Annotated in this window: 26 protein-coding genes; 11 read left to right on the top strand and 15 right to left on the bottom strand. The window is 57.1% G+C overall.

Translation table 11 applies throughout. The features are described from left to right. Nucleotides 1-28 precede the first annotated feature (28 nt). From pcaF to paaA, 10 genes are read right to left on the bottom strand one after another with little or no spacing between them, the layout of a single operon-like run. Nucleotides 29-1234, bottom strand: coding sequence for a 3-oxoadipyl-CoA thiolase (pcaF, locus tag CMQ96_RS18905; protein ID WP_024358301.1), 1206 nt, complete (start codon nt 1232-1234; stop codon nt 29-31). After that, nucleotides 1234-1656 (bottom strand): hydroxyphenylacetyl-CoA thioesterase PaaI, encoded by a 423-nt coding sequence (gene paaI, locus CMQ96_RS18900; RefSeq protein ID WP_098067158.1) that lies wholly within the window; start codon nt 1654-1656, stop codon nt 1234-1236. Before paaI ends, pcaF begins: the two co-directional genes overlap by 1 nt. After that, nucleotides 1646-3067 (bottom strand): 3-hydroxyacyl-CoA dehydrogenase, encoded by a 1422-nt coding sequence (locus CMQ96_RS18895; protein WP_098067157.1) that lies wholly within the window; start codon nt 3065-3067, stop codon nt 1646-1648. The genes paaI and CMQ96_RS18895 overlap by 11 nt, the downstream gene beginning before the upstream one ends. Nucleotides 3068-3070: 3 nt before the next feature. Next, entirely contained in the window at nt 3071-3859 is a 789-nt protein-coding gene (paaG, locus tag CMQ96_RS18890) for a 2-(1,2-epoxy-1,2-dihydrophenyl)acetyl-CoA isomerase PaaG (RefSeq protein ID WP_004139014.1), read from the bottom strand. A gap of 2 nt (nt 3860-3861) precedes the next feature. After that, nucleotides 3862-4629 (bottom strand): 2,3-dehydroadipyl-CoA hydratase PaaF, encoded by a 768-nt coding sequence (gene paaF, locus CMQ96_RS18885; RefSeq protein WP_004139016.1) that lies wholly within the window; start codon nt 4627-4629, stop codon nt 3862-3864. After that, nucleotides 4626-5696 (bottom strand): 1,2-phenylacetyl-CoA epoxidase subunit PaaE, encoded by a 1071-nt coding sequence (gene paaE, locus CMQ96_RS18880; protein ID WP_098067156.1) that lies wholly within the window; start codon nt 5694-5696, stop codon nt 4626-4628. The genes paaF and paaE overlap by 4 nt, the downstream gene beginning before the upstream one ends. A 7-nt stretch (nt 5697-5703) precedes the next feature. Further along, the gene (gene paaD / locus CMQ96_RS18875; protein ID WP_024358306.1) at nt 5704-6201 is read right to left on the bottom strand and encodes a 1,2-phenylacetyl-CoA epoxidase subunit PaaD; all 498 of its coding nucleotides are present in this window, start codon (nt 6199-6201) and stop codon (nt 5704-5706) included. 12 nt (nt 6202-6213) lie between these two features. Next, nucleotides 6214-6969, bottom strand: a complete 756-nt coding sequence (paaC, locus tag CMQ96_RS18870) for a 1,2-phenylacetyl-CoA epoxidase subunit PaaC (protein WP_064410634.1) — start codon at nt 6967-6969, stop codon at nt 6214-6216. Nucleotides 6970-6976: 7 nt separating this feature from the next. Next, on the bottom strand, nt 6977-7264 hold the full coding sequence (paaB, locus tag CMQ96_RS18865) for a 1,2-phenylacetyl-CoA epoxidase subunit PaaB (protein WP_024358308.1): 288 nt from the start codon (nt 7262-7264) through the stop codon (nt 6977-6979). 11 nt (nt 7265-7275) lie between these two features. Beyond that, on the bottom strand, nt 7276-8205 hold the full coding sequence (gene paaA, locus CMQ96_RS18860; RefSeq protein WP_004139023.1) for a 1,2-phenylacetyl-CoA epoxidase subunit PaaA: 930 nt from the start codon (nt 8203-8205) through the stop codon (nt 7276-7278). Nucleotides 8206-8491: 286 nt separating this feature from the next. On the opposite strand from paaA, the gene paaZ reads away from it, so the two are divergent. The 4 genes from paaZ to CMQ96_RS18840 all read left to right on the top strand — a co-directional run bounded on the left by paaZ (nt 8492) and on the right by CMQ96_RS18840 (nt 13953). Further along, nucleotides 8492-10537, top strand: coding sequence for a phenylacetic acid degradation bifunctional protein PaaZ (gene paaZ / locus CMQ96_RS18855; protein WP_049133931.1), 2046 nt, complete (start codon nt 8492-8494; stop codon nt 10535-10537). Nucleotides 10538-10727: 190 nt separating this feature from the next. Next, complete coding sequence (gene tynA, locus CMQ96_RS18850) at nt 10728-12986, top strand: primary-amine oxidase (RefSeq protein WP_098067155.1); 2259 nt, start codon at nt 10728-10730, stop codon at nt 12984-12986. A gap of 175 nt (nt 12987-13161) precedes the next feature. Continuing rightward, nucleotides 13162-13494, top strand: coding sequence for a cupin domain-containing protein (locus CMQ96_RS18845; protein ID WP_004139027.1), 333 nt, complete (start codon nt 13162-13164; stop codon nt 13492-13494). 231 nt (nt 13495-13725) lie between these two features. Further along, entirely contained in the window at nt 13726-13953 is a 228-nt protein-coding gene (locus CMQ96_RS18840; RefSeq protein ID WP_071830717.1) for a DUF1272 domain-containing protein, read from the top strand. Between the two features lie 47 nt (nt 13954-14000). Here the strand turns inward: CMQ96_RS18840 and CMQ96_RS18835 are convergent, their stop codons facing one another. Next, nucleotides 14001-14876 carry a LysR family transcriptional regulator gene (locus CMQ96_RS18835; protein WP_049085177.1) on the bottom strand — a complete coding sequence of 292 codons (876 nt, stop codon included), beginning with the start codon at nt 14874-14876 and terminating at the stop codon, nt 14001-14003. Nucleotides 14877-14996: 120 nt separating this feature from the next. On the opposite strand from CMQ96_RS18835, the gene gstA reads away from it, so the two are divergent. Beyond that, nucleotides 14997-15602: a glutathione transferase GstA gene (gene gstA, locus CMQ96_RS18830; RefSeq protein ID WP_098067154.1), complete on the top strand. Its 606-nt coding sequence runs from the start codon at nt 14997-14999 to the stop codon at nt 15600-15602. A 226-nt stretch (nt 15603-15828) separates the two neighbouring features. Here gstA and CMQ96_RS18825 read toward each other — a convergent pair whose 3' ends face one another. Further along, nucleotides 15829-16740 carry an NmrA/HSCARG family protein gene (locus tag CMQ96_RS18825; RefSeq protein WP_098067153.1) on the bottom strand — a complete coding sequence of 304 codons (912 nt, stop codon included), beginning with the start codon at nt 16738-16740 and terminating at the stop codon, nt 15829-15831. Between the two features lie 128 nt (nt 16741-16868). On the opposite strand from CMQ96_RS18825, the gene CMQ96_RS18820 reads away from it, so the two are divergent. From CMQ96_RS18820 to CMQ96_RS18810, 3 genes are all read left to right on the top strand, one after another. After that, nucleotides 16869-17303, top strand: coding sequence for a helix-turn-helix domain-containing protein (locus CMQ96_RS18820; protein ID WP_024358313.1), 435 nt, complete (start codon nt 16869-16871; stop codon nt 17301-17303). Between the two features lie 148 nt (nt 17304-17451). After that, nucleotides 17452-17847: a VOC family protein gene (locus tag CMQ96_RS18815; protein ID WP_098067152.1), complete on the top strand. Its 396-nt coding sequence runs from the start codon at nt 17452-17454 to the stop codon at nt 17845-17847. Nucleotides 17848-18123: 276 nt separating this feature from the next. Continuing rightward, nucleotides 18124-18744, top strand: a complete 621-nt coding sequence (locus CMQ96_RS18810) for a histidine phosphatase family protein (protein WP_071830716.1) — start codon at nt 18124-18126, stop codon at nt 18742-18744. Between the two features lie 137 nt (nt 18745-18881). On the opposite strand, the gene CMQ96_RS18805 is transcribed toward CMQ96_RS18810, so the two are convergent. Continuing rightward, nucleotides 18882-19871, bottom strand: a complete 990-nt coding sequence (locus tag CMQ96_RS18805; RefSeq protein WP_098067151.1) for an NAD-dependent epimerase/dehydratase family protein — start codon at nt 19869-19871, stop codon at nt 18882-18884. A gap of 96 nt (nt 19872-19967) precedes the next feature. On the opposite strand from CMQ96_RS18805, the gene CMQ96_RS18800 reads away from it, so the two are divergent. Beyond that, nucleotides 19968-20879, top strand: coding sequence for a LysR family transcriptional regulator (locus tag CMQ96_RS18800; protein ID WP_049090318.1), 912 nt, complete (start codon nt 19968-19970; stop codon nt 20877-20879). Nucleotides 20880-21294: 415 nt separating this feature from the next. Continuing rightward, nucleotides 21295-22215 carry a LysR family transcriptional regulator gene (locus CMQ96_RS18795; RefSeq protein ID WP_098067150.1) on the top strand — a complete coding sequence of 307 codons (921 nt, stop codon included), beginning with the start codon at nt 21295-21297 and terminating at the stop codon, nt 22213-22215. On the opposite strand, the gene CMQ96_RS18790 is transcribed toward CMQ96_RS18795, so the two are convergent. Then, the gene (locus tag CMQ96_RS18790) at nt 22212-23906 is read right to left on the bottom strand and encodes a thiamine pyrophosphate-binding protein (protein ID WP_064410631.1); all 1695 of its coding nucleotides are present in this window, start codon (nt 23904-23906) and stop codon (nt 22212-22214) included. The two genes, CMQ96_RS18795 and CMQ96_RS18790, sit on opposite strands and share 4 nt — an antisense overlap. A gap of 358 nt (nt 23907-24264) precedes the next feature. On the opposite strand from CMQ96_RS18790, the gene CMQ96_RS18785 reads away from it, so the two are divergent. Then, entirely contained in the window at nt 24265-25065 is an 801-nt protein-coding gene (locus tag CMQ96_RS18785; RefSeq protein ID WP_098067149.1) for a hypothetical protein, read from the top strand. 265 nt (nt 25066-25330) lie between these two features. Here CMQ96_RS18785 and CMQ96_RS18780 read toward each other — a convergent pair whose 3' ends face one another. Next, nucleotides 25331-26299 (bottom strand): hypothetical protein, encoded by a 969-nt coding sequence (locus CMQ96_RS18780; RefSeq protein WP_064371723.1) that lies wholly within the window; start codon nt 26297-26299, stop codon nt 25331-25333. Nucleotides 26300-26452: the final 153 nt, after the last annotated feature.

The raw sequence follows: 26452 nt of genomic DNA, 5'->3' as shown, positions 1-26452 counted from the left end.
TTTGTAGGGTACTCGCAGGTAGATTCGCTCACACTCGCTCAAGGATCATGGCAATGCCCTGACCCACGCCAATACACATCGTACACAGCGCATAGCGCCCGCTGCGGCGCTGCAGCTCCAGGCTGGCGCTCAATGCCAGCCGGGCGCCGCTCATCCCCAACGGATGGCCTAAGGCGATGGCGCCGCCGTTGGGGTTAACATGCGGGGCGTCATCCGCCAGCCCCAGCTGTCTGAGCACGCCCAGCGCCTGGGCGGCGAAGGCTTCATTCAGCTCAATCAGATCCATATCGTTTATGCTCAGTCCGGCGCGCTCCAGCACTTTACGTACCGCCGGCACCGGCCCGAGTCCCATCAGCTTCGGCTCGACGCCCGCCGTCGCCATGGCCACAATACGCGCCCGCGGCGTTAGCCCCTGGGCGATGGCCTGCTGCGAGCTGGCGATAATCAGCGCCGCGGCGCCGTCGTTGACGCCGGAGGCGTTTCCCGCGGTCACCACGCCCCCTTTGCGGAACGGCGTTTTCAGCCGCGAAAGCTGTTCAAGGGTGGTCTCCGCCCGCGGATGCTCGTCCTCATACACGGTGCTCACCGCCCCCTTGCCGCCGATAATCGGTACCGGCACGATCTCCTGCGCCAGAATGCCGTCGCGCTGGGCCCGGGCCGTACGCTGCTGGCTGCGGTACGCAAAAGCGTCCTGATCGGCGCGGCTGATATTTAACAATTCAGCTACATTCTCCGCCGTTTCCGGCATGCTGTCAGTGCCAAATCGCTGCTGCATGAGCGGGTTCACAAAACGCCAGCCGATAGTGGTATCAAACAGCTCGGCCTGGCGCTGATACGCGGCGCTGGCTTTGCCCATCACAAACGGCGCGCGCGACATCGACTCGACGCCGCCGGCAATCATCAGATCCGCCTCTCCGGCTTTGATGGCGCGGGCGGCGAAGCCGATAGCATCGAGACCGGAGCCGCACAGGCGGTTAACGGTAGTGCCGGGTACGGTGTGCGGATAGCCCGCCAGCAGCGTCGCCATATGGGCCACGTTACGGTTGTCTTCGCCGGCCTGGTTGGCGCAGCCGAGAATTACATCGTCAATTGATGCCGGATCGAACTTCGGGTTACGGCTCAGCAGCTCGCGCAACGGGATAGCGGCCAGGTCGTCAGCGCGCATGCTGGCCAGCGCCCCGCCGTAGCGGCCAATCGGCGTGCGGATCCCGTCACAAATAAAGGCGTCGCGCATCAGACTTCTCCTATGATTGTGCCGCCGATGCGGTGCGATTTACCGCGAAACAGAGCGATCACTTTTTGCTGTTGGTTAACGATCTCAATGTCATAGACCCCGGTCAGTTTGCCCTGCTGCTTGACCCTCGCCGTGGCGGTCAGCAGCTCGCCGACAAAGGCCGGACGGAGAAAATCGATGCTCGCCGCCGAGGCGACCGCCGCCAGCCCCTGGCTGTTGCAGGCGTAAGCGAAGGCGGTATCGGCGAGCGAAAACAGCTGTCCGCCGTGGCAGGAGTGGTGGCCGTTGAGCATGTTCGGGGTGACCGCCATGGTCATCTGCGCGTAGCCGTCATCCATCTCGATAATCTTGATCCCCAGCGCTTGCGCACAGTTATCGTTCTCATACATCGCGCGGGCGTTGCGCCAGGCTTCATTGCTCATGATGTTTCTCCATCAGCGCCTTCTGACGTAGCAGGGAACAGGGGCGATAGCGCTCTTCACCATAGTGCCGCTGCAGGTTTTCCAGCAGCCGCAGCACCCGGCCCCAGCCAAGTGACTCTCCCCACGCCAGCGGGCCGCGCGGGTAGTTAACGCCCAGCCGCATGGCGGTATCGATATCCTCCGCGCTGGCGACCCCTTTTTGCAGCGCGTCCAGCGCTTCGTTAACCAGCATCGCCACCGTACGCCACACCAGCAGGCCGGGATAGTCGGCGATCTGCAGCACTTTTTTGCCCTGCTGTTGAAAATAGAAAGTTGCTTTATCGGTCGCCGCCTGTGAGGTGGTTTCCGCGCTGGCCAGCACCACCGTATCACCCGCGCTGTGGTCGTAGACCACTACCGGTCGGCCGTGCTGAAGGCTTAACGCCAGGGCGGTTTCACCGGTCGTTTCCAGCAGCAATATCTCGTCCAGCTCAGTGACAACGTCACGTTTTATGCGTTTTGCTGCGCGTTCTGCTGATACGGCGGCCAGCGCCCGCTCGGGTTGGGCCTCAGCAGGCCAGCGGTATACCCCCTGCCCGCTCTTTTTCCCCAACCGCCCAGCCAGCGCCAGCTCCTGCTGCAGCAGCGACGGCTGATAGCGACGGTCCTGCCAGCAGGCGTTAAACACCGAACAGGTCACCGCAAAGTTGACTTCCTGACCTATCAGGTCGGTCAACGCCAGCGGGCCCATGGGGAAACCGCCGCCGTCGCGCAGGGCGGCGTCAATCACCTCCGGCGCGGCAACCTGCTCTTCCAGCGCTCGCCACGCTTCGGCATAAAAAGGCCGCGCCACGCGGTTGACGATAAAACCGGGCGTTGAGCGGCAGCGAACCGGCTGTTTTCCCCAGTCGCTAACCCACTGACAAAGCTGTTCGACGACTTCCGTCGAGGTGGCCAGGCCGCTGACCACTTCCACCAGCTTCATCACCGGGGCCGGGTTAAAGAAGTGCAGCCCGGCGACCCGTTCCGGGTGTTTTATCCCGGCGGCGATGGCGGTGATCGATATCGACGAGGTGTTGCTAACCAGCAACGTCGACGGGGAGCAGATCGCCGCCAGCTGTTCGAACAGCGCCTTTTTGACCTCCAGACGTTCGGAGGCCGCTTCGATAACCAGCTGCGCGTCAGCCAGGTTGCTCAACTCCGCCGCGGGAACCAGACGCGCCAGCAGCGCATCGGCCTGTTCCGTCGCCAGCTTGCCGCGGCTGACGCGAGAGGCCAGCCGCTGGCGAATCCCGTCGATGGCGCGAACCACCGCCTCAGGGGCGATGTCGAAAATCAGTACCGGATGCCCGGCGGCGGCGGCCACTTCGGCAATCCCGGCGCCCATGGTGCCGCTGCCTATCACCGCAACGGTAGGTAACGTTTTGCTCATCGGCTATTTCCCGCTGAATTGAGGTGGACGCTTCGCGAGGAAGGCGCTGACGCCTTCGCGATAGTCGGCGCTGCGTCCGGCCAGGCGCTGATAATCGCGCTCAAGATCGAGCTGCTGATCCAGGGTCTGGGTTTCCGCAAGCTGAAGCGCCTTCTTAATCAGACCGAGGCCATAGGTCGGCTGGGCGGCCAGGTGCCGCGCCAGCGCCAGTCCGGTATCTTTCAGCTCGGCATCGTCCACCACCTGCCAGATCATCCCCCACTGCGCGGCCTGCTCTGCGCTCAGGCTATCGCCCAGCAGCGCCAGCCCCATCGCCCTCGCTCGACCCGCCACCCGCGGCAGAAACCAGCTGCCGCCGCAGTCAGGCACCAGGCCGAGCTTGCTGAACGCCATGACGAACTTCGCCGAACGCGCCGCCAGAACGATATCGCAGCCCAGCGCCAGCGTGGCCCCCGCTCCCGCCGCGACGCCGTTTACCGCGCAAATCACCGGTTTCGGCAGCGCCGCCAGACGGCGCACCAGCGGGTTATAGAAACGCTCAACCGACAGGCCGAGATCCGGCGCAGGACCGCTGGGGTCGACGTTGCGGTCATTTAAATCCTGCCCGGCGCAAAAGCCGCGCCCGGCGCCGGTCAGCAGTAAACAGCGCACATCGTCATCACGTTCCGCCTGCTTCAGGCACGCCGCCAGCTGCTGGTGCATCAGGTCGTTAAAACTGTTCAGGCGGTCCGGGCGATTAAGGGTAATCGTCATCACGCCCTGTTCCACTTCGCTGAGAATGAAAGCTTCCACGATTAGCGTCCTTTAAATTCCGCAGTACGTTTATGTAAAAAGGCGTCAATACCTTCGCGGCGATCTTCGGTCGCGCTCAGTAAGGTAAACAGCTGACGCTCCTGCTGAAGCCCGGCCTGCAGACTCACCTCCTGCGACAGCCGCAAGGACTGTTTAGCCGCGCGCAGCGCCAGCGGCGAGTGGCGAGCCACGGTTGCCGCCAGGCTAAGCGCGTATTCATCGGTAAGCGCTGGCGGATACACCTCGCTCACCAGCCCCGCCCGCAGCGCCTGATGGGCATCGATGCTTTCGCCGCTCAAGACCATCCGGCTGGCCAGCGCCTTACCGACGCTGCGGATCAGACGCTGGGTGCCGCCCGCGCCCGGCATCATGCCGAGGGTGATTTCCGGCAGGCCGAAGCGGGCGTTATCGCCGGCGACAATCAGATCGCAGATCAGCGCCAGCTCGCATCCGGCGCCGAGGGCATAGCCGTTAACCGAAGCGATCAGCGGTTTGCTGAAGGCGTCGATACGCGCCCACAGCCGCGGGCGAATATCATCGAGCGTGGCGGGCAGATCGTTTTCCGCCATTTCGTTCAGGTCGGCCCCTGCGGCAAAGAAGCGTTCGTTACCGCTGATGACGCAGACGCCAACCGTCGGGTCCAGCGCCGCCGCGTCGAGCACATCGGCGATCTGCATCAGCAGCGCGTTATTGAGCGCGTTGCGCGCCTGCGGGCGATTGAGCGTCAGCTGCAGTACGCGCGCGTGGCGGGCAATAAACAGTTCACTCATGCCATCCCCCGCGCGTCGAAGTCGACGATCACATCGCCGCTGGTGGGGAGCGCCTGGCAGCTCAGCACGTAGCCTGCCGCCACCTCGTCGGCTTCAAGGCTGTAGTTCGCGGCCATCGCCACCTCGCCGCGCAGCACTTTGCATTTACAGGTGGCGCAGACGCCGCCCTTGCAGGCAAACGGCAGGTCCGCCCCCTGGCGTAGCGCGGCGTCAAGAATGCTGTCGTCCTCGGCGCTCAGGGCTATGGTGCGGTCGCGGCCATCCTGACGAATCGTGACCGAGCGGCCCTCCGCCTGTACGCCGGCAGCCCGCCTGGCGCCGCTGCCCGGCGTATTGAAACGTTCCAGATGGATGGCTTTCGCCGGGACGCCCAGCTCGCGCAGGGTCATTTCCGCTTCATCCATCATCGCCGCCGGGCCGCAAATAAAGGCATGGTCAAAGCGGCTGAAGTCCAGCAGATGGCCGGCCAGTTCGCGCAGCTTGTCGCCATCGATGCGCCCCTGCAGCAGGTCGCTGTCCATCGCCTCCTGGCTGAACAGATGCACCACCTGCAGGCGCTGCGGATCGCGGTCTTTCAGGTCGGCCAGCGCCTGGCGGAACATCATGCTGTGGCTGCTGCGGTTGCCGTAAATCAGCGTGAAGCGGCTGTCGGTTTCGCAGGCGAGAGTGGCGTCAACGATCGCCATCATCGGCGTAATCCCGGAGCCGGCGGCAATCGCCAGGTAGTCGGCCCGACGCCCGGCCTGCGGCTGGTAGCCAAAGTGGCCCTGCGGCACCATCACCTCCAGCGCCATCCCCGGTTGAATGTCGCTCTGGGCATAGCGCGAGAAGCGCCCGCCGTCGATAGCTTTAACCGCCACGCTGATTTCACCCGGCGCGCGGCTGCGGCAAATGGAGTAGCAGCGCCTAAGCTCTTCGCCGCCGAGGCGGGCCTTCAGCGTCAGATGCTGGCCCGGACGAAAGGCATAGGCGTCGCGCAGCGCGTCGGGTATGGCAAAGGTGATGGTGACCGCGTCGCGGGTTTCCGGTTCCACTTTCGCCACGGTAAGCGAATGAAATGTCGTCATCGCAACCTCAAATACATTTAAAGTAATCAAAGGGTTCCCGGCAGCTGTCGCAGCGATACAGCGCTTTGCAGGCCGTGGAACCGAATTCGCTAATTAGCGAGGTGTGGCGGCTACCGCAGCGCGGGCACACCACCTCGTCTGGCATATGGGCATGGCAGGCATGATCCTGCGGCGGACTGATGCCGTACTGGCGCAGACGTTCGCGGGCCTCAGGCCCCATCCAGTCGGTGGTCCACGGCGGGTCAAGCTGCAGCACGATATGCACCGGCGCGAAGCCGTTTGCCGTCATCACCGCGCGGATCTCCCCCAGCAGATGTTCGGTGGCCGGGCAGCCGGAGTAGGTTGGCGTGAAGCCAATGACCCACCCCTCGCCGCGGCGCTCCACGCTGCGCACCATGCCGAGGTCGGTAATGGTCAGCACCGGGACTTCCGGGTCGGGAATCGCGCTTAACACGCCCCACACCGCGTGGATCTCGGGAGGAGCGATATCAACCAGACGTTGCATAATCCCCTCCTGCTACCAACGCTGACCGGGATAGGCGCGCTGTAAATACTGCATCTCCGCCAGCAGCGGCCCGAGATGCTCGCTGTGCAGCCCCTGCTTGCCGCCGTGGCGAAACGGCGCTTCCTCGGGGATCTGCAAACCGGCATCGCTCAGCGCGGCGCGGACCGTCGCCTGCCATTCAGCCTGCAACTCGCGCGGGTCGACGGCGATGCCCTGCGCGCTTAGCTCAATCTCCAGCGCATCGGCCTGGAACAGCTCGCCGGTAAAGCGCCACAGGTTCTCGACCGCGTCCTGCATTCTCTGCGCGGAAAGGGCCGTGCCGTTGCCGAGGCGTTCCAGCCAGCCGCGGCTAAAGCGCTGATGGTAGCGCACCTCTTTCAGCGCCTTGGCGGCGATGGCGGCGAGCTGCGTATCGCGACTGCTGACCAGGCGGCCATAGAGCGCCACGTGCCAGACATCGATAAAAAACTGGCGAGCAAGAGTGTCGGCAAAGTTGCCGTTTGGCTGCTCCGCCAGCAATAAATTGCAAAACTGGCGTTCGTCGCGGCCAAAGGCCAGAGTGTCTTCATCGCCGCTGCCGGCCAGTTCGGCGGCGTAGCTAAGAAAATTGCGCGCCTGCCCCAGCAGGTCGAGGCCGATATTGGCCAGCGCCAGATCGATCTCCAGCTCCGGCGCGTGGCCGCACCACTCGCCCAGACGCTGGGCCAGCACCAGGCCGTTATCGCCGAGGCGCAGGGCATAAGCTGCAACGGGGTTGTCGTTGTTCATCGCCGCCTCACATATGTTCCATGCCGTCGGGCACGGTGTAGAAGGTCGGATGGCGGTAGATTTTGCTCTCCGCCGGATCGAAAAATTCACCGCGCTCTTCAGGCTGCGAGGCGACAATTTCGCGGGCCTTCACCACCCAGATTGAGCAGCCTTCGCTGCGGCGGGTATAGGCATCGCGGGCGTTTTCCAGCGCCATCTGATCATCGGCGGCGTGCAGGCTGCCGACGTGGCGGTGCGACAGCCCCTGCTTGCTGCGAACGAACACTTCATATAACGGCCAGTCGTTTTTGCTCATCTTCCTTCTCCTTACGCGGCGTCGCGGGCCCGTTGTTTTTGCGCGTGCGCCAGCGCGGCTTCCCGCACCCACGCGCCCTCTTCCCATGCCTTGCGTTTAGCGGCCAGGCGTTCGTGGTTGCAGATCCCGCGCCCGGCGATCGTCTCGTTAAATTCCTGCCAGTCGATGGCGCCAAAGCGGTAGTGGCCGGTGGTTTCATCCAGCCGCAGATCCGGGTCCGGCACGGTCATGCCGAGGATCTCCACCTGCGGAATGGTGTTATCAACAAAGCGCTGGCGCAGTTCGTCGTTCGAGTGGAGCTTGATTTTCCACGCCATGCTGCGGGCGCTGTTTGGCGAGTTATCGTCGTTTGGACCGAACATCATCAGCGCCGGCCACCAGAAGCGGTTGATGGCGTCCTGCAGCATCTGCCGCTGCGCGTCGCTGCCCTGCGCCAGCGCCATGCAGGCTTCAAACCCCTGACGCTGGTGAAAGCTCTCCTCTTTGCAGATCTTGACCATGGCCCGGGCGTAGGGTCCGTAGGAGGTCCGGCACAGCGCCACCTGATTGACGATGGCCGCGCCGTCCACCAGCCAGCCGATCACGCCGATATCCGCCCAGCTCAGGGTCGGGTAGTTGAAAATGGAGGAGTACTTCATCTTGCCGTCGAGCATTTTCTGATACAGGTCTTCGCGGGCGCAGCCGAGGGTTTCCGCCGCGCTGTAGAGGTACAGACCATGCCCGGCTTCATCCTGCACTTTCGCCAGCAGAATCGCTTTGCGCCTAAGGGTCGGCGCGCGAGCGATCCAGTTGCCTTCCGGCAGCATGCCGACAATTTCCGAGTGCGCGTGCTGGCCTATCTGGCGGATCAGCGTTTTGCGGTAGGCTTCCGGCATCCAGTCCAGCGGTTCGATGGCCGTCTCCTGTGCAATGCGCTGCTCAAAGCGTTGTTCTTCTGTCACGTCATCACCTTTATGATTCCAACAAATTCGATTTAAATTAATTTATGAATCACTTTGTTTTATAAAAGTTACATCCAGGTTAAATAAAACCACAAAATTTGTTTGCCTTTTCTGTGACGCCCGCCGCAAAAGCTTTTGTAAAATGCATTAATAACAACTAATTAAGTAAATCGCGCAGATCGATAGCGATCGCATTGTTAATAAATTATTAAATTTGAACTTGATTTTTATGATTCATCAAAGAACTATCTATAGATATTTCACGTAACACATCTGGAGATGAACCATGCAGCAGTTAGCCAGCTACTTGTCCGGCACGTGGCAGACCGGCCGGGGCCACGCGCGCACCATCCATCATGCCATCAGCGGCGACGCGCTCTGGGAAGTCACCAGCGCGGGTCTGGATATGGCGCAGGCGCGGCGCTTCGCGATTGAGCGCGGCGGCAAAGCGCTACAGGCGATGACCTTTATTGAGCGCAGCGCGATGCTCAAAGCGGTCGCCAGACATCTGCTGGAACAGAAGGCGGCGCTGTACGCCATCTCCGCCGAAACCGGCGCCACCCGCAGCGATAGCTGGGTGGATATCGAAGGGGGCATTGGCACCCTTTTCACCTACGCCGGTCTCGGCAGCCGCGAACTGCCGGACGATACCCTGTGGCCCGAAGATGAGCTGATCCCGCTGTCAAAACAGGGAGGCTTCGCCGCCCGCCACGTTCTGACGTCGAAATCCGGCGTGGCGGTACACATCAACGCTTTTAACTTTCCCTGCTGGGGAATGCTGGAAAAACTGGCGCCAACCTGGCTTGCCGGTATGCCCGCCATCATCAAACCGGCCACCGCCACCGCGCAGCTAACGCAGGCGATGGTCAAAATGATTGTCGACAGCGGGCTGGTGCCGGAGGGCGCAATCAGCCTGATCTGCGGCGGCGCGGGCGATCTGCTCGACCATCTCGATAGCCAGGACGTTGTCACCTTTACCGGCTCGGCTCGTACCGGACAGCAGCTGCGGGTGCACCCCAACCTGGTCGCAAAGTCCATTCCCTTCACCATGGAAGCGGATTCGCTGAACTGCTGCGTGCTCGGTGACGACGTCACGCCTGAGCAGCCGGAGTTCGCGCTGTTCATTCGCGAAGTGGTACGAGAGATGACGGCGAAAGCCGGGCAAAAATGTACCGCCATCCGGCGGATTATCGTGCCACAAGCGCAGGTGAAAGCGGTGAGCGATGCGCTGATTGCGCGTCTGCAAAACGTGGTGGTCGGCGACCCGGCGCAGGAAGGCGTAAAAATGGGCGCGCTGGTGAACTACGAGCAGCGTCAGGACGTACAGGATAATGTCAACCGTCTGGTAGCCGCCGGATGCGACGTGCTGCTGGGGGGCCAGGCCGATCTCCGCGCCGCCGGGGCCTTCTTCCCGCCAACGCTGCTGTTCTGCCCGCAGCCGGATGAAACCCCGGCGGTACACGCCATTGAAGCGTTTGGTCCCGTCGCAACCTTGATGCCCTATCAGAATATTGAGCACGCCATGAGCCTGGCGCGGGCCGGTGAAGGTAGCCTGGCCGGTACCCTGGTGACCGCTAGCGGCGAACTGGCGCGGGCGTTTATTCTCGGCGCCGCCCGCACCCACGGGCGTATTCAGATACTGAACGAAGCCTCTTCCGCAGAATCGACCGGCCACGGCTCCCCGCTGCCGCAGCTGGTTCACGGCGGCCCGGGGCGCGCCGGCGGCGGCGAAGAGCTGGGCGGCCTGCGGGCGGTGAAGCACTATATGCAGCGCACCGCGATTCAGGGCAGCCCGACGATGCTCGCGGCAATTGGCCAACAGTGGGTACGCGGCGCGGAGGTGGTGGAAGACCGCATTCACCCGTTCCGTAAATATTTCGAAGAGATCCAACCGGGCGACAGCCTGCTGACTCCGCGCCGCACGCTGACCGAGGCGGATATCGTCAACTTCGCCTGCCTGAGCGGCGATCACTTCTACGCCCATATGGATAAGATTGCCGCCGCGGAGTCGATTTTCGGCGAGCGCGTGGTGCACGGCTATTTCCTGATTTCCGCCGCTGCCGGGCTGTTTGTTGACGCCGGAGTCGGTCCGGTGATCGCCAACTACGGGATGGAAAATCTGCGCTTTATCGAGCCGGTGAAGCCGGGCGATACCATCCAGGTACGCCTGACCTGCAAGCGCAAAACGGTGAAACGCCAGCGCAGCGCGGAGGAGAAAGCGACCGGCGTCGTCGAGTGGGCGGTAGAGATTTTTAACCAGCACCAGCAGGCGGTAGCGCTCTACTCCATCCTGACTCTGGTGGCCCGCCAACAGGGGGATTTTGCGGGGTAAATGTTAGAAATTCGCCCATCTTTATCGCCATCTTCATGCCTCTGCGGAGGCATTTTTTATAACTGGCAAAACTGACAAACAACCTGGCAAAAGCAGGCAAACGCCTGGGCGCAGAGCGCTGTTAGGTTAAGGATACACAAGCCGACATTCGCAGCGGCACTGCACAACACAACAATAAGGTGAGGTCTCAATGGCGATTCTTTCCCCCCGCAAGACGGCTCTGGCGTTGGCTGTCGCCCTGTTTTGCGCCTGGCAAAGCCCGGCTTTCGCCCACGGCGGCGAAGCCCATATGGTCCCGATGGATAAAACCCTGCAGGATTTTGGCGCGGACGTTCAGTGGGATGACTACGCGCAGATGTTTACCCTGATTAAAGACGGCGCTTACGTGAAGGTAAAACCGGGGGCGAAAACGGCCATCGTCAATGGAAAAACCCTGGAGCTGCAGGTGCCGGTAGTGATGAAAGACGGCAAAGCGTGGGTTTCTGATACCTTTATCAACGACGTGTTTCAGTCCGGTCTTGACCAGACTTTCCAGGTGGAAAAACGCGCTCACCCGCTGAACTCGCTGTCAGCGGCGGAAATCAGCGCAGCGGTCGCCATCGTTAAAGCCGCGGCGGATTTCAAGCCCAATACCCGATTCACCGAGATCTCCCTGCGCGAGCCGGATAAAAAAGCGGTGTGGGATTTTGCCCTCAACGGCACGCCGGTCAACGCCCCGCGCGCCGCCGACGTGATCATGCTCGACGGCAAGCACGTTATTGAGGCGGTGGTGGATTTACAGAATAAAAAGGTCCTTTCATGGACGCCGATTAAAGACGCCCACGGCATGGTACTGCTGGATGATTTCGCCAGCGTGCAGAACATCATCAACGCCAGCAGCGAGTTTGCCGAAGTGTTGAAAAAACACGGCATCGACGACCCGAGCAAGGTGATTACCACCCCGCTGACCGTCGGCTACTTCGACGGTAAAGATGGCCTCAAGCAGGACGCGCGGCTGCTCAAAGTAGTGAGCTATCTTGACGTTGGCGACGGGAACTACTGGGCGCACCCGATTGAAAACCTGGTGGCGGTGGTCGACCTCGAGCAGAAGAAGATCATCAAAATCGAAGAGGGGCCGACGATCCCGGTGCCGATGGCGGCCCGCCCCTATGACGGCCGCGACCGCGTTGCGCCAACGGTGAAACCGCTGGAGATCATTGAGCCAGAGGGCAAAAACTACACCATCACCGGCGATATGATCCACTGGCGTAACTGGGATTTCCATCTGCGGATGAACTCCCGCGTCGGGCCGATTTTGTCTACCGTGACCTGGAACGACAACGGTAAAAAGCGCCAGGTGATGTATGAAGGATCGCTCGGCGGGATGATCGTCCCCTACGGCGACCCGGACGTGGGCTGGTATTTTAAAGCCTATCTGGATTCCGGCGACTACGGCATGGGCACCCTGACCTCGCCTATCGTCCGCGGGAAAGACGCGCCGTCCAACGCGGTGCTGCTGGATGAAACCATCGCCGACTATACCGGCACGCCAACCACTATCCCGCGCGCGATCGCCATCTTCGAACGCTACGCCGGGCCGGAGTATAAGCACCTGGAGATGGGCAAACCGAACGTCAGCACCGAGCGCCGCGAGCTGGTGGTGCGCTGGATCAGCACCGTCGGCAACTACGACTACATCTTTGACTGGGTATTCCACGAAAACGGCACCATCGGCATTGATGCCGGGGCGACCGGCATCGAAGCGGTCAAAGGCGTACAGGCGAAGACCATGCACGACCCGAGCGCCAAAGAGGATACCCGCTACGGCACGCTGATCGACCATAATATTGTCGGCACCACCCACCAGCATATCTACAACTTCCGCCTCGATCTTGACGTCGACGGCGAGAACAACACGCTGGTGGCCATGGACCCGGAAGTGAAGCCGAATACCGCCGGCGGCCCGCGCACCAGCACCATGCAGATCAATCAGTACACTATTGCTAGCGAGCAGAAAGCGGCGCAGAAATTTGACCCAGGCACCATTCGTCTGCTGAGCAATACCACCAAAGAAAACCGGATGGGTAACCCAGTGTCGTATCAGATTATCCCCTACGCGGGCGGCACGCATCCGGTCGCCACCGGGGCGAAATTCGCCCCTGATGAGTGGATTTACCATCGTTTGAGCTTTATGGATAAACAGCTGTGGGTCACCCGCTACCATCCCACCGAGCGCTTCCCGGAAGGCAAGTACCCTAACCGTTCGATTCACGACACCGGCCTCGGCCAGTACGCGAAAGATGACGAGTCGCTGGACAACCATGATGACGTGGTGTGGATCACCACCGGCACCACCCACGTGGCCCGCGCCGAGGAGTGGCCGATTATGCCTACCGAGTGGGCGCATGCGCTGCTGAAGCCGTGGAACTTCTTTGACGAGACGCCGACGCTGGGCGAGAAGAAACAGTAACCACATCACGGCCTCAGCGATGGGGCCGTTTTATTTATCCGCGACCAATGCACATGCAGCGGGCAGTAGGACCGGTATAGTCTGTTTTTCAACTTCTTTTGCCATATATGTTAGAAGTCGACGATAAACTTATATGGCATAAAAGCCTGCAACGATTATCAATGAGAATGGCTTTATGTCGCTTTACGATCTCAAAACCGAAGCGCAGGCATTGCCGGAGTCCTGGCACTCCCGGATCCTGGGCCGCGTTGGGGCAACGAATCTCAAAGTCCTGCGCATGGATGCCCACTCAGTCGCTGAGGAGGTGCATGAATATGACGAGGGATTACTGGTTATTGACGGTCGTCTGGAACTGAGCGTACAGGAGAAAAAAATCTCCGTCGCGCCCGGCCAGCTTTATATAGCCAAAGCGGGCATTCCTCATACGGTGGAAGGCGGCAGCTTTGGCACCCTGGTGATTATAGATTTACCAGACAGCGGCTTCAGCGGCGTATCCCCTGCTGATTAAGTGAAATGCGCGTTTGGAGGATAAGCGAGTCATCATTTCATTTTGATTGACTAAGCCATTGCGCCCACGTTATAGCCAATGTCCGGGTATGCTCCTGTGGGGTTGAAGGTATTAGTCGCGGGATCGCCATAAACGTTGAAATCTTGCACGTGAAGCGCAGCGGCGCGAATGCGGGCCGGGCAGATAACACGCGCTATTTTTCATGATGCCCCTTTAATCACTGAGATCATCATGCTTGAACTTCGCCCTAATTGTGAATGCTGTGATAACGATCTGCCGCCAGAATCAGCGGATGCGTACATCTGTTCATTCGAATGCACCTTCTGCATTGACTGCGTGACCCAGCGGCTTCAAGGATGGTGCCCGAACTGCGGGGGCGAGCTGGTGCGCCGTCCAGTACGCCCCGAAGCTGCCCTCCTTCGCCACCCTGCCTCCAGCCAGCGCCGATATAAACAATAAGCCAGTTTGTCGCTTATCGCTGACGCTCCGGTTCGCCGCGAGCCCGCTCATCCTCGTTTACGTAGCGCGTTAAGTAGCGCCTGCGTTGCGCCGGAAGACGTCCCGGATGACGAACAAACCAGCCGAAACTCACGGTGTATGGCAGGCGTCACGGGTACCACGCACAGATTACGCAACGCCTCCGGCAGGGCTGATTCGGGTACAAGGGCGACGCCCATCCCTTCCGCAACCAGCTTACAGGCGCTAATCCAGTCACGTACCGTCACGCGGATATCAGAAAGTTGCAGACCCGCCTTTTCCATCAGGCTTTTTCCATTAACGACGCATCCGCCTGTCGCCAGAATAAAGGGCTGGTCTGCCAGCGCCTTTAGCGTTATGCCATACGTCCTGGCATGGTGTGCCAGCCGATGAGCGGCTGGCAGTACCGCTACCCATGCATCCTGCCCTAATACAACGTCTGCGCGCCCGGGGTCGGGATTCATGACCACCCCCAGCTCAACGGTATCTGCGGCCAGCCACTCCTCGACCTCCTCGTCCGAGCCTTCCAGGATGACGACCTCAATACCCGGATGCAGACGCTTAAAGTCGCGCAGCAGGCCGGGCAACAAGGTGGACGTCACTGATGGAAAGCTGGCCAGGCGAATGCGCCCGCGATTTAAACCCCGGCTCTCATCGGCCAGTTCGCGGATGGCATTCAGCTGCGAAAGCATGTTTCTTGCGTGTTCAACAACCTGCCCGCCCAGCGCGGTCACCCCGATATATCGTCGCTCACGCGTAAATACCGGAAATCCCAGTGCAGCCTCTAGCTGGGCGATGGCCTGGCTGGCGCCGGACTGAGTCATTCCTATCTCCTCTGCGGCACGCGAGATGTTGCCGGCATCCGCCACGGCCACCAGTAAGCGCCAATGTAAAAGATTCATCATGATTGTCAGTAGCTCAGCTAATAGTTAGTTTCTTTATCATTAATTTTACAGCGCATTCCGCGTCAAATACAGTGGATTCAGGACCTCCCCCGACGGCTTTTCACCTTTCACGGAGACAAAATGAAACTCTATTACGCCCCGGATACCTGTTCGTTATCGCCGCACATCGTGCTGCGCGAACTGCAATTTGAGTTTGAACTGGTTAGAGTCAACAACAGAAGCAAGATCACCGCTGATGGTCGCGACTTCCGCGCCATTAACCCTAAAGGGTATGTCGCCGCCCTTGAACTCGATGATGGGCAGATACTCACTGAGGGTCCGGCCATCGTGCAGTACCTCGCCGACCTAAAACCAGAATACGGCCTGGCGCCGCGCGCGGACAGTTGGGCTCGGGTGCGTCTGCAGGAATGGCTTAACTTTATCACCAGTGAAATACACGCTGGCTCGGCACCGTTGTTCAACCCCGCGCTGCCCGAAGAGGTCAGAGCGATTTTTCGTGAGAAGCTGTTCCGACAGTTCGATTTTCTTCAGGCGACTCTCAACGAAAAAATCTATCTGACTGGCCCCACTTTCAGCGTGGCTGATGCCTACCTCTTCACTGTGCTGGGCTGGTGTAAATTCTTCTCAATCCCACTGGATCGCTGGCCTGAGCTATTGGCGTACAGGGAAATGATCAATGCCCGTCCTGCGGTACAGGCCGCATTACTGGCCGAGGCGTCGCTTTAAGGTTGATGTGGGGATTTGGGTTCAGGCGTTACTGCGTAAAAACGTAGAGCCTTATGAACAGGCATTCATCAAAGAAGACGACGAAAAAGGGGTGGATAACACCGGGCAGATGATCAGCAACCGCTAAGGAAAGGTGGTGCTGAGGCCCGAGCGTTATGGCGGATAATTTTGTGCCACAGACGTACAAGGAGAAAACAGCCGGAGGCGGGCAGCTCCGGCTATCGACCTATCGCAGGACAAGATTGGCCTGTGGGGCGTTAAGCGCCGCGTTAAAGCTCTGCCTTGCTGGCCCTGCCAACCATTGTTCCAGCGTCATCATCATACCGAACTCCTGTTCAAGCGTCGGTATATCCGCCGAGCCTGCGACAATGCCATTGTCTACCAACGCCGTGAGCTGGCGAAGAAAAGTGTTCTGCGCTAACAGCTCGTCAGGAAAGCGGTGATAATGAACAGGATGACCGGCGGCATCTGAGAAAGCACGCTGCAAGTCTTCACCGGTCAACGCCTGGCTGGCCAGTTCCAGAGTCTGCCCCCGATAACGTTCAGGATTACAAAGAATCTGGGCATTAATGCGCCCCAGGTCTTGCAGCGCAATCATCTGCATCGCCTGATGGCGTTGCATGAAGAAGAAAAAATGGCCGCTGTTTAGTCCCATGCCGGGCAGCAGCATCATTTCCATAAAGCTTGCCGGGCGCGTGATGGTCGTGGAGAGCGGCAAGGCGCGAAGGTAATCTTCAATTGTCGATTTACTGTCAAAGTGCCCCATGCCGGTTGGGGCTTTTCCAGCCGCCCCGGACGAAGAATAGACGAGATGGCGGATACCAGCCGCCAGGGCGCTATCGGCAATGGCTTTTCCCTGCATAACCTCCTGCTCGTCGCTTATCTCGCCTGCCGGAGAACTGGTCTGAACGCTAAATACGCCCTGGATACCCGACATTGCACGGTCAATGGATGCGAGGTCGAACAAGTCGCCGATGGCGAGCGTGATTCCTTCTGTCGTCAGCGCTCTGGCCACTTCGCTATGCGGATTCCGTACGAAAGCGCGGACTTGACGTCCGGCCCGCCGTAACGCTCGGGCCACTGCGCCACCTTGCTGCCCGGTGGCGCCAAAGACGAGGAATTCTGCGGTATGTGTCATGGTGGTTCCTTAGTGTAACTATTGGCAGTCACAGTATGGAACCAGTGCTATTCTGTTCACAAGACGGCACATTTTTGGTCCTCAGTTACACAAAGATAACCATTAGGGATGTCCAGCGGAGAAAAATTATGGCGCGTGAGATTAATGGCAGACCCGTGTTCGAAACACCGGATGGACCAAAACTGACACCCTGTGCGCCGGGGAGTGTCCTGGCAAGACTGGGTGATAAATGGACAATCCTCGTTATCTCACTACTGGCACTTTCACAGGAGACGCCTATGCGCTTTAGCGCCATTCGGCGCGGCATTCCTGACATTTCGCAGCGTATGTTGACCCTGACTCTGCGTAATCTCGAAAGGGATGGCCTGGTTGCCCGGTATTATTACCCCGAGCTTCCACCACGGGTGGAATATCAACTGACTGACCGAGGCCGGTCGATGTTGGAGCCGCTGGCGGGGTTCACTGACTGGATCAGGGATACCTGGCAGGATATTGAGGCATCCCGGAAAGCCTTCGATGATTCAGAGGACAAACGGGCTGCCGCGTCCATGACCCGCTTGTAGTCGTAGGCTACCTTATGCCAGAAGAGAACCGTCAGCGAACCGAAGCAGGACATTTCGGAGGCTCGTATGGACAAATGAAATGTATAATCACATGTAAACTCAGGCGGGATTTTAACATTAAAGCAGTATCTTTCCCTGGAGAACCCTGATGTTTACTCATATGCGTATTGCTAAACCCGTCGCCAATCTCGAAAGATCATTTCTGATGTACAGCAATGGGTTAGGTCTGCATAAGATTGCTGAATTCAACGATCATGACGGTTTCAATGGAATAATGTTAGGGAGGGGAGACTTAGACTGGCACATAGAATTCACTTTTTGCCGAAACCATCCCGTTCAACCTTTACACACAGAAGAGGATTTACTCGTTCTTTATTACTTTGAAGAAAAAGAATGGGATACGGCCTGTGAAAGAATGATCGGTGCTGGCTTTAGAATGACCACGTCATTCAATCCTTACTGGGATGCGAACGGAAGGACATTTGTTGACCTCGATGGATATAGGGTGGTTATACAAAACAAGGCGTGGGTATTGCCCCAATAAATATTGCAATGCTGCCACCATCCTGCCGCAAGATAAACATTCGTTTCTCGCTCATAGCTGACCTCACGGCGCTTCAGGCAGTCCGCTTGGTGCCAGGAGCGGAAGTTAACTACGGATAAAATTCAGCGCCCCACCCCCAGAGCCGCTGCATAACGGCAATAAGCTACACTTGTTCATTATTTCCAAAACAGGAAAGCCTTCCGCTGCTTCAACGGTGTGTGTTTGATATCGCGCAGTTGGGACATTTTGATCAACAACGAGCATGGCCAGCTAACGATGAAATTGATACTTGTTCGACACGCAGAAACAGAGTGGAATTTGGAAGGAATTATTCAGGGGCACAGCGATAGCTCCTTGACCTGTCGGGGTTTGCGTGAAACATCCGTCCTACTAGCAGCGTTTAGTGCAAGTGAGTATCAAATAGAGCGTGTTTACGCTTCTCCGCTTGGGCGTGCCTGGCAAATGGGGCAAAGCCTGGCTGAACACTTTCATTGTTCACTGACGGCTGAACCGGCCCTTAAAGAGCAGGCCTTTGGTCAGTTTGAAGGTATGCCGTTAGAACTACTCAGACAAAAACATCCAAACTATGCAAATGCGTTATTCAGGCTTGATGCAGAGTATTGTCCACCTGGGGGGGAGTCACTGGCGCATGCTTCTCAGCGAGTTATGCGTTTTTTACAAAACCTGGAAGATACCTCATCACATCAACAAACAATATGTATTGTGTCTCACGGGCATGTCAGTCAGGGCACTCTGGCAATTCTTAAAGAAGGGACTGTCAATAGTTTCCCTCGCTATGCTCACCCCAATGCAAGTTATTCTGTTATCGACCTGATTAATGGAAAATGTATCGGCCTAAAGTGGGGGATTGCTACACATTTACGTCACCTGAATTAGTGGCTACCTTCCAAGCATTGAAAACCCATCCTGCCAGAGTCATCATTATTTAAGCACAATGTCCGCTCCTCGCTCATAGCGGACCTTTCGCCCAGTTAGCTTGTCCGCTTCGTGCCAGAAGCGACCATGGCGCGTCTCTAGACTGTGATACGAGACATCTCAGTATTATCAATGCAGCCCAGGCCCTGTAACGTCGTATGGACGGCTACATCAAGTGGGGTATGAGGCTCAGCGCCTAAAAAATTCACCAGCTTCGTATTGTCCAGGCGGACCGACTGGCGCCACAGGTACCGCATCTCCAAAAGTTCGCGTAAGGTTGCGTTGAAAGGCGCAGCCAGGTACATAAACCACCACGGAAATGAGCGTATTTTGGCAACGCCGCCAAAGCGCGCCGCAGTGCGTTGAATCGCGCTGACCATTTCGCTGCCGTCGGCATCCCAATGGCCTTGCATATGGAAGCGCGCAAAGGGCTCAAGTTCCTCGCGTCGTTCCAGCAGCGCAGCTATCGTTTCCGCGACATCAGGTAAATAAGCCCACTGGTGACCGGTTGCAGGCGAACCAGGATTGGTAATGACGCCAGGCAGCTTGCCGGGTTTAATCAGACCTTGAGAAAACCAGTTATTACCGGCGCGTGGGCCAAAAAAATCCCCCGCGCGGACGATTAATACCCGCCCGCCCCGCTGCGAATAGGCCTCCAGTTCTTTCTCCATTTGTACCCTGATCGCTCCCTTCTTTGTGACCGGCATCTGCTGAGCACCTTCCCGTACTAGCGGAAAAGCGTCAGGACCATAGTTGTAAACGGTACCGGGAAGCACGACTAAGGCGCCGGTTCGTTCTGCTGCGCCAATCGTGTTGCGCAGCATAGGCAGCACCAGATGCTCCCAGTTTCGGTAGCCGGGCGGATTGACGGCGTGAACGATCGCGCTACAGTCTGCTGCCGCAGCGGCGACTTGCTCCGGGTCGAGAGCGTCGCCGCCTATCCACTGGATGTCACCGCTTCGTTCACTGCCGTGAAGTCCTCGTTTTAGCGCACGTACGTCCCATTTTTTCTGAATGAGCCGGCGAGCAGTTTCACCACCAATACCGCCGGTTGCGCCAAGTATTAAGACCCTGCCTCGGGTTACCATATTGTTTGCCTCTTTGCTGATTTGACCTTGACAGCGTACGTACAGGCAGAGCTAAATGGAATTGCATATCCTTATAGGGCAGCTATACAAATTTGTATGAACACATCTATCCCATGGGAGTGGTACCGAACATTTCTGGCTGTGCTCAGGGAAGGCTCGCTTTCCGGCGCATCGCGCCGGCTTTCGATGACGCAGCCCACGGCAGGACGGCATATCGCTGCGCTGGAGTCGGCTCTTGGCCAGGTATTGTTCACGCGTTCGCAAACGGGGTTGCTGGCGACTGAAACGGCGCTGGCGCTGAGGGTGCATGCCGAAGCGATGGAGAGCACGGCGAATACGCTAGCGCGCACAGCCTCCAACTTCAGTCATAACAGCGCGTCCATTCGCGGCGTCGTCCGCGTCTCCGCGAGTGACGTTATCGGCGTTGAGGTGCTACCGCCGCTTATTGCCAGGCTCCGGGAGTCTCACCCACAAATAACGATTGAATTAGTTCTGTCGAACCGGGTTCAGGATTTACTGCACAGGGAAGCTGATATTGCTGTACGCATGACGACGCCGGTACAGGAGCAGCTTATTGCGCGTCGTGTAGGCCGGATTGAACTTGGCCTACACGCATCGACTTCCTATCTGGCACGACATGGCACGCCTGAAAATAGCCAAGAACTGCTGAAACATGCGCTGGTTGGCTTTGATCAGAATACGCCTTTCATCCGTAAGGTACTGGAAAAATACCCTCAGTTAAGCCGGGATTCATTTTCCATGCGCACCGATAGCAATGTGGCTCAGCTTAATCTTATTCGCGCCGGTGCCGGCATTGGCATATGCCAGGTGCAGTTGGCCAATGGCTATATTCCACTGCAGAGGTTACTGCCGAATTTCTTTTCTTTATATCTTGATACCTGGATCGTCATGCACGAAGACCTGCGCAATAGTCTGTGCTGCAAACTGGTTTTCGATATTCTGGCAAAGGGATTAGAGGAATATATCTGCCAGAGGCAGGAACCGTGAATCGCCATGGAGAAAAGGCCGCTAGTTCGAACTCAGTCTGCTTACGCCGCCAATGAGATTGGCACCTCAGGGGGTCGCTGATCCTCACAATTCATCGTCGGCTGCCCTATAGCGACGCCCCCTGACGTCATAGCTGATTTTTCCTATGGCGAGTTTATTCATCGGTTAAAGCGTGCGCAATCCACCTGTGTGGTGTATGGATGGCTCGTGCCGGGTTTGTCGCCATTTTCTGTTTATCCGGGAGGATGCACCTACCCCTCTCCCGCGCGCCATCAGGTTCTGCACCTCAGGAACAGCATGGGGTATTGCCACACACCAGCTTCAACTCGAACGCCAGAACGCTTAACTTCATGTGCATCTCCGCCCTGCAAACAAGTGATACCATAGAAGGTATGAACCTGCTTCAGGAATGCTCATGAAACCGACCCTTAATCAGTTGATTAACTTTTGCACTGTTGCTGAAACCGGAAACATCGGCAAAGCCGCCAGTAAACTCAATATCTCGCAGCCTCCCTTAAGCCGGCAAATAGCCCAGCTGGAAACCATCCTCGGTGCAAAGCTGTTTAACCGGGCCGCTAAAGGTGTCAGTTTAACCCTTGCCGGAGAGCAATTTCTGGTGGACTGCCGCGCGGTGCTGGCAATGCTGGAGCTGGCCTGTAATAACGTACGGGCCGTAGAATCAGGGCAGAAAGGTGTGCTGAAATTAGGTGCAACAATGTATGCCAGCTATAGCGTTGTGCCTCATGTTGCCATGCAGCACCGGGAGACCTATTCTGATGTGGAATTGCATTTTCAGGAGATGGTCCCCTCTGATTTACACGCCGCATTAGAGGATGGCAGATTAGACGCGGCAATCAGCTTCTCCGAGACGGCCACTCCGGGAATTCATTCACTGGTACTCTTGCGTGAGCCGCTAATCGCCGCCCTTCCTGCCAATCACCCCCAGATTCAAAGCGAGCATTTCAGACTTGAATCACTCTGTGATGACCCGTTCATCACTGTTCCGCGCCAGAGTGCACCGATGCTCTACGATTCCATCCTTCATCAGTGCCTCAAGGCCGGATTTAGCCCGCAAATAGGACTGGAAGCCTCCGTACAGCAGACTGTGATGAATTTTGTGGCCCGTGGCGTTGGCGTGGCGCTTATTCCCGCAAGTATGGAGAATGCCCAATTGCGTGGTGTGGTTTACCGGAGGCTGGAAAATCCGAATATGGTGGAGAATATGTTGATGTGGTCGACAAAGAACAAAAACCCGGCTTTACCGGGTTTTGTGAACCTGTGCCGCAGTATCAGGGATAAACTGGATGCAGCGCAGTCCGGACGGATTAACGATTAACTCTTACTGATGATGATTTCGATCACATTAGGTTTGCCACTCGCCAGTGCGGCCTCAACTGCCGGGGCGATATCTCCGGCACGGAGAACTTTTCTGGTTTCCAGTCCCATCGATGCACCCAGTGCCTGATAATCAACTGCCGGATTAATCAAATCCATTGCGATAAAGCGTTCTGTTTGCGCCGAAGTATAATCTGCCTGTGAACGCATGAAGTTTTTCAATACGTTATATTCCGTATTATTCATTACAATAAAGGTTACCGGCAGTTTTTCATGTGCGGCCGTCCAGAGAGCCTGAGGGGAGTACATCGCAGCGCCGTCGCCCACAAAGCACACCACAGGCGCTCTTCCCAAACCGAGTGAATAGCCCACAGCTGCAGGCATCCCCCACCCCAGACCACCGCCGCGCAAAAAGGCATACTGATCCGCACGGCGACTGTTGAGTGATTTGCGAAGCGAGCCGCTGGTTGCAATCGCTTCGTCAACAATTGCCACATCTGGTCCGATCGCCCTTGCTGCCTCAAACGCAGCCACGAGTGGCGTAATTACCGTAGCAGATTGTTGTTCATTAACCTGCCCGAGCAGACTTTCTTTGCTCAATTCAAACTCATTAACCGCGTTTTCAAAACGACGTTGATAATCACTGCGATGGTTTGCCGTGGCTTTTTCCAGTTCGGGCAGTAGCACCCTTAACGATGATTTAATATCGCCAACCACTGAGAGTTCACTACTGTAGGTGCGTCCCAGGTCGCCCGCATCGGCTGATAACTGGAACACTTTACACTGGTCCGGTACTGCCTGACCTTCTGTATAAAGAATGGTGATAAGCGACTTACCGCCAAGTGCAAAAATAGCATCGTACTGGCCTAATGCTCTGTTAATTTCCGTCGCTTTAGTGGACAGATTACCCCGCCAGAGAGGGTGTGCTGTTGGGTAGGGGATCCGGTTTGGCCATGTTGAACCGTATACGTCAGCGGCAAGCATCTCAGCAAGAGCAACAACCTCGCTGGCCGCTTCACTTTGGTAAATTTCGTCGCCGGCAATCAGTGCGACTTTACCCGGAGTAAATGCCGCCAGCTTACTTGCCAGCAAAGGTAACGAACCCGCGATTGCATTGCGGTCAATAGTGGAAGGCGCCCCGATCCCGATACAGCTCATCGCCTCCATCACATCCATCGGAAGCGACAGGAAAACGGAGCCTTTCGGTGCAGCGTCTGAATCGTGGAAAGCCCGGCGAACTAATACCGGTAGCTGGTCAACGTGGGTAACCTCCTGTGACCATTTAGCGAACGTTTTCCCCATTCCGACCAGATCACCCAACAATAACGGATCGGTTGTCGTGTGGCGTAAATCCTGCTGCCCTGCTGTCACCACAAGTGGTGTCTGTGAACATTTTGCATTCAACAGGTTTCCCATGCCGTGGCCTAAACCACCGGCGGTATGCAGATTCAGAAATCCTGGTTTTTTTGCTGCCTGCGCATAACCGTCCGCCATGGCTACTGCACTCGCTTCCTGCAGAGCTAATACGTACTGAATTGACGGTTTTCTTAACAGCGCATCCATGAAGGGCAGTTCGGTTGTTCCTGGATTACCAAACACATATTCCACCCCTTCACTTTCCAGAACTTCTAACAATACATCACCGCCACGACGTGCATTGGCGTTTTGCACTTTAGTTATTGCATTACTCATAGAATGATCACCTCTATCTGCGTATTCGTTCGCCCTGTCTGGCGGGTGATTCAATCTTAATAACAGGTATAACATCCTTTCCAATACTATAATGATGCCCAGCCATACCCTTCAAGGTATGGGAAGTCATTCGTTTTCCATTTGGTCAGTTTGAAGCATGACAGCAGCACCGTCCTGACGCGGCAATGATTGAAGAGGTAACAAACACGGCGCAATCAATAGCGCCGGACTATACAGGGCAATTTATCGCTTCGGGAAACCCTTCGAAGAAATGACTATTCCTTCAAAAATATCTAGCCTGAATATAGAGAACTCGATACCCTGTAATGCTTTGTGTTTTTTGTGAACAGGAAAAAGTATGCTTAATACGTTACCCGATTTACACAGAAGTTTTGCAGAGCACCTCAAGCTTAAATTTCAGTCTGACTCGCGGATTCACTCCCTTCTCGCCGGCGGCTCGATTATCCATGGCGGATTTGATAAATACTCCGATTTGGATTTTGTCGTTGTGGTCGATCCCCTCTACTATGACGAAATCATGGCCCAGCGTGTGGCGTTCGCCGGAACGCTGGGCCATCTCCTGCATGCTTTCAGCGGGGAACATGTCGGAGAGCCTCGCCTGCTGATATGCCTGTATGGTCCTGAACTCCTTCATGTCGATCTGAAATTTGTCACCCTGGAAATGCTCACTCAACGCGTTGAGGAGCCAGCCGTGTTATTTACCCGTGATAACCGTGCTCTGCAGCAACAACTGGCAAAATTCAGTGCTCACTGGCCTGATATGACGCCGGAGTGGTTCGAGTCCCGAGCCTGGATCTGGCTTCATTATGCGGTGGCTAAACTAGGAAGGGGCGAACTCTTTGAGGCGATTGGTATGCTGTCATTCTTCCGCGAGCAGGTACTGGGGCCAATGCTGCACCGCCGTGCAAATTTACCGCAACGTGGGGTTCGCCGCATTGAATCGCGCGGTATTGATCCTGACGGCCTGCTGACTTCCACGCTGGCAACGCACGATCGTGACTCCGTCAGCGTTGCTATCAGAATGGCCCTTGACGCTTATATCACTCTGCGAGCGGATGCTCTGCCTGAAAATATCGCAGACGATGCCGCGCAACGGGCGCTGCTGGCCATGCTGAAAGCGTATTCTGACAAAGTTTAATCCTGACTTCCGATCGCTTACATGGCCGGACAGGGGCAGCGAAAAACGCGTCTGACCGCATGGCAAAAAGCATAAATGCCCGGGAGGCATTTATGCTTTTACGATAATGACCACCATGCCGATATTCACAGGTCAGATATTCTTGCCGTCCTGAAAATACTCAGTGCATAAATAACGCGATTAAAATAATGATAGGGATTGGCACACCCAAAAAGAAAAGCAATATTGAACGCATAGGTTCCTCCCGCATAATGTGTATTAGACGTTATAAATCACGCTGACGGCCGCCATAAGTTGCGCAGAGACTGGCAACAAAAGCGCCGATTAACAGAGAAATGAATGACCACAGGGTGACGTAGCTAGTGGTTTTTCTGGCGGCGTCTGCGGTCTGCTGCGCTTTATCTTTTGCCTCTTTTAAATTGGCCTGGGCTTTATCATAAACCGCCTGTACCCGCTGTTCGGCCTCTTTCTGACTGATGCCGGTATTCTGAGAAACCAGCTGCGCCACATACGTCAGATCGTCCTGGGGAAGCGCGCCAGAATTAATGCTATTAGCAAAAATACCCGTCACCTCGGCTAATTGAGCCGGTGACTCCGCCTTTGGCGGCACAGGATGATTCATTGCCATAACGTCATTGCCTGATGAATTTGCTGGCAGCCCGCTATTATCCGCCGGAGTGGCAGCGGTAGCCCTGAACAGTGAATGGGTAAAATATTCCATCGATGACTTCGATAACAGAGAGGCTCCGTCCCCCGCGTTATTCATGGCGGTTGCCGTCGCGCCGCCGGCAACGGAACCTATCACTTTTGCGCTACCGCCGATCAGCGAACTGATGGTGGTGGTCAACAGCACAGCGGAGACCAGCAGCGCCACGGCCCACGTCAGAAAGCCATGCGCCGTGTCGCGGAAATAGATTTCATTGGTATGAGTGTCTACCCATTTAGTCCGCAGCCGCCCGGCGAGGTATCCGCCCATACCTGACGCCACTATTTGGGTAAACGTCAGCCATGCGATGGCGGCAATACCGACGGTTCCCGCCGCAAGTCCTTGATTTTCCCACGGGGAAATTGAGGTAAGGCCCAATCCGGCGCCAAGCATGAGCAGCATAAGCGCCAGCGACGCCGCGGCGGCGGCGCCTGCAAATATCGCCCCCCATGATACCGCGCTCGCGCTGTTAACCGCGGCCGCGGGTACCTGACTACTGATAGAGGTAGAGTCGTAGATATTCGTCATTTACGTTGTCCTTTGAAATAACTCATTAGCCCCGACGTCGTTTGCTATAAACGTCCACTGCAGACATTAACCCGCCAGAACTACGGTAATATCGAGCGGGATAATTATCGCTCGCCGCTTAAATAGCGGGCGATTGACCAGGGGCCAATTATC

It is taken from the genome of Klebsiella sp. MBT K-1, from assembly GCF_002556465.1.
In the GTDB taxonomy this organism is placed as follows: Bacteria; Pseudomonadota; Gammaproteobacteria; order Enterobacterales; family Enterobacteriaceae; genus Klebsiella; species Klebsiella grimontii.
This window is presented reverse-complemented; position numbering and strand designations above follow the sequence as displayed.

What these genes read in the sequence shown, in the direction of transcription:
- pcaF (WP_024358301.1), bottom strand. Translation starts at nt 1,234, where the DNA reads ATGCGCGACGCCTTTATTTGTGACGGGATCCGCACGCCGATTGGCCGC.
- paaI (WP_098067158.1), bottom strand. Translation starts at nt 1,656, where the DNA reads ATGAGCAATGAAGCCTGGCGCAACGCCCGCGCGATGTATGAGAACGAT.
- CMQ96_RS18895 (WP_098067157.1), bottom strand. Translation starts at nt 3,067, where the DNA reads ATGAGCAAAACGTTACCTACCGTTGCGGTGATAGGCAGCGGCACCATG.
- paaF (WP_004139016.1), bottom strand. Translation starts at nt 4,629, where the DNA reads ATGAGTGAACTGTTTATTGCCCGCCACGCGCGCGTACTGCAGCTGACG.
- paaE (WP_098067156.1), bottom strand. Translation starts at nt 5,696, where the DNA reads ATGACGACATTTCATTCGCTTACCGTGGCGAAAGTGGAACCGGAAACC.
- paaD (WP_024358306.1), bottom strand. Translation starts at nt 6,201, where the DNA reads ATGCAACGTCTGGTTGATATCGCTCCTCCCGAGATCCACGCGGTGTGG.
- paaC (WP_064410634.1), bottom strand. Translation starts at nt 6,969, where the DNA reads ATGAACAACGACAACCCCGTTGCAGCTTATGCCCTGCGCCTCGGCGAT.
- paaB (WP_024358308.1), bottom strand. Translation starts at nt 7,264, where the DNA reads ATGAGCAAAAACGACTGGCCGTTATATGAAGTGTTCGTTCGCAGCAAG.
- paaZ (WP_049133931.1), top strand. Translation starts at nt 8,492, where the DNA reads ATGCAGCAGTTAGCCAGCTACTTGTCCGGCACGTGGCAGACCGGCCGG.
- tynA (WP_098067155.1), top strand. Translation starts at nt 10,728, where the DNA reads ATGGCGATTCTTTCCCCCCGCAAGACGGCTCTGGCGTTGGCTGTCGCC.
- CMQ96_RS18845 (WP_004139027.1), top strand. Translation starts at nt 13,162, where the DNA reads ATGTCGCTTTACGATCTCAAAACCGAAGCGCAGGCATTGCCGGAGTCC.
- CMQ96_RS18840 (WP_071830717.1), top strand. Translation starts at nt 13,726, where the DNA reads ATGCTTGAACTTCGCCCTAATTGTGAATGCTGTGATAACGATCTGCCG.
- CMQ96_RS18835 (WP_049085177.1), bottom strand. Translation starts at nt 14,876, where the DNA reads ATGATGAATCTTTTACATTGGCGCTTACTGGTGGCCGTGGCGGATGCC.
- gstA (WP_098067154.1), top strand. Translation starts at nt 14,997, where the DNA reads ATGAAACTCTATTACGCCCCGGATACCTGTTCGTTATCGCCGCACATC.
- CMQ96_RS18825 (WP_098067153.1), bottom strand. Translation starts at nt 16,740, where the DNA reads ATGACACATACCGCAGAATTCCTCGTCTTTGGCGCCACCGGGCAGCAA.
- CMQ96_RS18820 (WP_024358313.1), top strand. Translation starts at nt 16,869, where the DNA reads ATGGCGCGTGAGATTAATGGCAGACCCGTGTTCGAAACACCGGATGGA.
- CMQ96_RS18815 (WP_098067152.1), top strand. Translation starts at nt 17,452, where the DNA reads ATGTTTACTCATATGCGTATTGCTAAACCCGTCGCCAATCTCGAAAGA.
- CMQ96_RS18810 (WP_071830716.1), top strand. Translation starts at nt 18,124, where the DNA reads ATGAAATTGATACTTGTTCGACACGCAGAAACAGAGTGGAATTTGGAA.
- CMQ96_RS18805 (WP_098067151.1), bottom strand. Translation starts at nt 19,871, where the DNA reads ATGGTAACCCGAGGCAGGGTCTTAATACTTGGCGCAACCGGCGGTATT.
- CMQ96_RS18800 (WP_049090318.1), top strand. Translation starts at nt 19,968, where the DNA reads ATGAACACATCTATCCCATGGGAGTGGTACCGAACATTTCTGGCTGTG.
- CMQ96_RS18795 (WP_098067150.1), top strand. Translation starts at nt 21,295, where the DNA reads ATGAAACCGACCCTTAATCAGTTGATTAACTTTTGCACTGTTGCTGAA.
- CMQ96_RS18790 (WP_064410631.1), bottom strand. Translation starts at nt 23,906, where the DNA reads ATGAGTAATGCAATAACTAAAGTGCAAAACGCCAATGCACGTCGTGGC.
- CMQ96_RS18785 (WP_098067149.1), top strand. Translation starts at nt 24,265, where the DNA reads ATGCTTAATACGTTACCCGATTTACACAGAAGTTTTGCAGAGCACCTC.
- CMQ96_RS18780 (WP_064371723.1), bottom strand. Translation starts at nt 26,299, where the DNA reads ATGACGAATATCTACGACTCTACCTCTATCAGTAGTCAGGTACCCGCG.